The 276-nt window shown below is 58.3% G+C and carries 2 rRNA genes; both read left to right on the forward strand.

The window, feature by feature from the left end:
* A 23S ribosomal RNA gene (locus tag ACNFOC_RS56015) occupies window positions 1-80 on the forward strand; the annotation flags it as partial.
* 95 nt (window positions 81-175) lie between these two features.
* A 5S ribosomal RNA gene (rrf, locus tag ACNFOC_RS56020) occupies window positions 176-276 on the forward strand; the annotation flags it as partial.

The following is a 276-nucleotide window of genomic DNA, read 5'->3' on the forward strand; positions in this document are numbered from 1 at the left end:
CGACTGGGTTGATAGGCCGGATCTGGAAGGCGGGTAACCGCTGGAGGTGACCGGTACTAATAGGCCGAGGGCTTGTCCTCAGTTGCTCGCGTCCACTGTGTTGGTTCTGAAACCACGAACAACCCCACACCCCTGGGTTATGCGGGGTGTGGTGCGGTTGATTGTTTCATAGTGTTTCGGTGGTCATAGCGTGAGGGAAACGCCCGGTTACATTCCGAACCCGGAAGCTAAGCCTTACAGCGCCGATGGTACTGCAGGGGGGACCCTGTGGGAGAG

Source organism: Streptomyces colwelliae, assembly GCF_048158785.1.
In the GTDB taxonomy this organism is placed as follows: Bacteria; Actinomycetota; Actinomycetes; order Streptomycetales; family Streptomycetaceae; genus Streptomyces.